The sequence below is a fragment of the Candidatus Methanoperedens sp. BLZ2 genome (assembly GCF_002487355.1).
GTDB lineage: Archaea > Halobacteriota > Methanosarcinia > Methanosarcinales > Methanoperedenaceae > Methanoperedens.
Window position 1 is genome coordinate 1 of record NZ_NTMG01000008.1, and the last position, 3216, is coordinate 3216.

Annotated in this window: 7 protein-coding genes; 6 read left to right on the forward strand and 1 reads right to left on the reverse strand. The window is 39.2% G+C overall.

Annotated features, from left to right (window positions below; genetic code table 11):
- Positions 1 to 290 precede the first annotated feature (290 nt).
- The 4 genes from CL181_RS19640 (at position 291) to CL181_RS20775 (ending at position 2011) form a co-directional block, all read left to right on the forward strand.
- Complete coding sequence (locus CL181_RS19640; protein ID WP_217993037.1) at positions 291 to 464, forward strand: hypothetical protein; 174 nt, start codon at positions 291 to 293, stop codon at positions 462 to 464.
- Between the two features lie 51 nt (positions 465 to 515).
- Positions 516 to 1358 (forward strand): Bro-N domain-containing protein, encoded by an 843-nt coding sequence (locus CL181_RS00455; protein WP_097297286.1) that lies wholly within the window; start codon positions 516 to 518, stop codon positions 1356 to 1358.
- A gap of 112 nt (positions 1359 to 1470) precedes the next feature.
- The gene (locus CL181_RS20770) at positions 1471 to 1806 is read left to right on the forward strand and encodes a Bro-N domain-containing protein (protein WP_097297287.1); all 336 of its coding nucleotides are present in this window, start codon (positions 1471 to 1473) and stop codon (positions 1804 to 1806) included.
- On the forward strand, positions 1796 to 2011 hold the full coding sequence (locus CL181_RS20775; protein ID WP_097297288.1) for a hypothetical protein: 216 nt from the start codon (positions 1796 to 1798) through the stop codon (positions 2009 to 2011). The genes CL181_RS20770 and CL181_RS20775 overlap by 11 nt, the downstream gene beginning before the upstream one ends.
- 53 nt (positions 2012 to 2064) lie before the next feature.
- On the opposite strand, the gene CL181_RS00470 is transcribed toward CL181_RS20775, so the two are convergent.
- Positions 2065 to 2286, reverse strand: a complete 222-nt coding sequence (locus CL181_RS00470; protein ID WP_097297289.1) for a hypothetical protein — start codon at positions 2284 to 2286, stop codon at positions 2065 to 2067.
- A 60-nt stretch (positions 2287 to 2346) separates the two neighbouring features.
- Between CL181_RS00470 and CL181_RS00475 the strand changes: the two genes are divergently transcribed.
- Together CL181_RS00475 and CL181_RS19950 are read left to right on the forward strand one after the other, a co-directional pair.
- Positions 2347 to 2565 carry a sulfurtransferase TusA family protein gene (locus tag CL181_RS00475; protein WP_097297290.1) on the forward strand — a complete coding sequence of 73 codons (219 nt, stop codon included), beginning with the start codon at positions 2347 to 2349 and terminating at the stop codon, positions 2563 to 2565.
- A 168-nt stretch (positions 2566 to 2733) separates the two neighbouring features.
- Positions 2734 to 3216: hypothetical protein (locus CL181_RS19950; RefSeq protein ID WP_176504983.1), on the forward strand; the 483-nt coding region annotated here is incomplete at its 3' end.

A 3216-nucleotide genomic window follows, 5' to 3' on the forward strand; every position in this document is an offset into this window, starting at 1 on the left:
TAACTTTGGGGCTATTACCTCGATAAAAGGTGGGCTATGGGCTCTACTCGACATGCCCACGGATATATGAAGATCCGTCTGATCCGCTTCATCCGTGTTCCCGGTTCAAACCAAATTATTAAAACAAAAGCCAATCGACAGGATTTAAAGGATGAACAGGATAGATTTTATTGTAAAAAATCCAGTAAATCCTGTTTATCCTGTTCGGTTGTGAAAATTCAAACAGATAAATATAATATGGCAAAAATAAACAAATAGAGTAAAACATCAATCGGAAAAAGATGGATAAAATGAGGAACGTGGACCAGCTTGTCTATAAACTCTACGACCTGACCCTGAAGAGATCGTTGAGAATTTCAATAAGGGGAAGTAAAATGAATCAAAAAACACGCGGGTCGTTTAAAGGAAAACATGATATCATACACAAAAAATCACTTTCACACCGCTCTAACAACCTTTTTTAACCTTACTGATGTCTTGACCATGTAAGAAATTTACTCTATCGAGAGATGAACATGGACTCAAAGGATGCACTTGTTGTTTTTGAAGGAACTAAAATAAGACGAATATGGCATGATGAACAGTGGTATTTTTCAGTGGTTGATGTAGTTGGAGCTTTAACAGACAGTTCTATACCCAGAAGATACTGGTCTGATTTGAAATCAAATCTTTTGGAAGAAGGTTTTGAACCGTACGATAAAATCGTACAGTTGACCTTGAAGGCAGAAGATGGTAAAATGAGGCTTACAGATTGTGCCAACACAGAATCAATGTTCAGGATAATACAGTCCATTCCATCCCCAAAAGCCGAACCCTTCAAAAGATGGCTCGCAAAAGTTGGCTATGAACGGGTGCAGGAGATAGAAGACCCGGAACTTGCACAAAAACGCATGAAAGAGCTCTATAAATTGAAAGGCTACTCTGATGACTGGGTTGAAAAAAGAGTACGAGGAATAGCGATAAGGGATGAGCTTACTGACGAATGGGATAAAAGAGGAATCAAAACAAACAGTGAATTCTCTATCTTAACGGCTGAAATTTCTAAAGCTACATTTGGGTTAACGCCTGGCGAATACAAAAAGGTCAAAGGATTAAAGCGCCAGAACCTCAGGGATCATATGAATGACCTGGAATTGATTTTCACGATGCTTGGAGAGGCTTCTACCACTAAAATAGCCCGGAACAAAGATGCGATCGGTTTTGGCGAGAACAAGATTGCTGCAAAAGAAGGAGGAACAGTTGCCGGAGTGGCAAGAAAAGAATTGGAAAAAAGAAGCGGTGAGAAAGTTGTATCTAAAGAAAATTATCTTACTGAACCTGAAATTAAAAAAAAGCTTGAGAATAAGAAGTTGAAATAAGGATGTTGTCATTTAAATTGTCGTTTAGGTTATCGTTTCTGAATCTTAAAAAAGATATTAAAATGGCAAACAATAACAGATGAATGTTAATTTGCTCTATCGAGAGATGAACATGGACTCAAAGGATGCACTTGTTGTTTTTGAAGGAACTAAAATAAGACGAATATGGCATGATGAACAGTGGTATTTTTCAGTGGTTGATGTAATTCAAGCTATTACAGACAGTGGTAGACCAAGAAAATACTGGTCTGATTTGAAAAAAAAGCTTATAGATGAAGGTTTTGAGTTGTCCGATAAAATCGGACAACTGAAAGTAGCATCAACAGACGGCAAAAAATACGAAACCGACTGCGCCAACACCGAATCCATGTTCAGGATAATCCAATCCATACCATCCCCGAAAGCAGAGCCTGACGGACCGGGAGTTGATCCTTACTATGGTCGGTGAAAAAGCAACAACGGATATTACAATTTCTAAAGATTCCCTGGGATTTGAAGAATGCAAGGATTCTGCTGTTGAAGGCTGCACAATTGCAAAGAATACACGGAAAGAGCTTGAGGAAAAAACAGGAAAATCCGTAATTTCTAATGAAAATTATCTTCACTTAACTGGAAAGAAACAAAGAAAGGTGAAGGGATTTCTATCAAAATGACAAAGATGAACAAAATAACAGAAATTCCATCTTCTAGTAAAGAAATTTTTGCACTATGCTCTGACCCTTGAGGAGGTCACCATCGCCAACCCCTGCATCCTCGAAGAATAGTACACCAGCGCCGCCGCCACTACGACTCCCGCACTGGAAATAACAGGAACGGGCGCTCCGACGAAAGCCACACCCTTCCTGTCAGCGCCTTTCACAATGGCTATGCTGTTTATAGCAATATTTGTAATACGACGTTGATCAAAAGCCAAAAAACCTATGCTCATCACTCACCATGACCCCAACATTATAAAGGTTTAATATACCAATCATTCATAGTAGTCAACATGGAATGCCTTGATCTTCAGGGTAAAGTATGCCCCTTTGTATTATTTCATACAAAGAAAAAACTTGAAACAATACCTGTTGGTGAAAAACTGGAAGTAATAACAGACGATCCCACGGCAAAAGAGACAATATCGGGCTGGTGTAAAACACATCATCATGAGGTATTGGAAATAAAAAACCTGGGGACTCATATCAACATCGTAATTCTTAAACACTAATGGATTTTTTATATATATTAATTAATTTATTAGAACAGTTATAAGATTATGCAGAAAGTATATCAACTACGTTTACAATTTAATATTTACTTCTTCTGACTTAAAATACAGGTGAATGACATCTGGGAAAAGTGATGCAGGAAGTTAAAATATAAACAAGGTATTACAATGGAAACGACGCCTACAAATTTTAATGTAAAGGATATGACCGAGAATTCAAAGAATGTTAACGCCACTCTAAAAGTAATTGAAATCGGAGAGGTCAAGGACATAAAATCACAATATGGTGATAAACGAGTCTGTGAAGTAAAAGTTGCAGATGCGACAGGAAGCATCTTATTATCCTTATGGGATGACCAGATCGGCAAAATTGCAGCAGGAGATAGCATCTCTATCCAGAATGGTTACATTTCCGTAGTAAGGAATTCCATGAGATTGAACATAGGAAAATACGGGAAGATGTTGTTGTCAGAAGAACCGGTTGTTGAAGTCAACACTGAGCTTAATATGTCTGATAAGCACGTGGAAATGCCAGATAGGCCAAGACGCACCGGAGGATACAGCGGGGGAAGCGGTGGCGGCGGCCGCGGGGGAAGCGGAGGTTACGGCAGCATGTACGGTAGCGGCGGCGGAGGCGGCGGTTATGGCGGA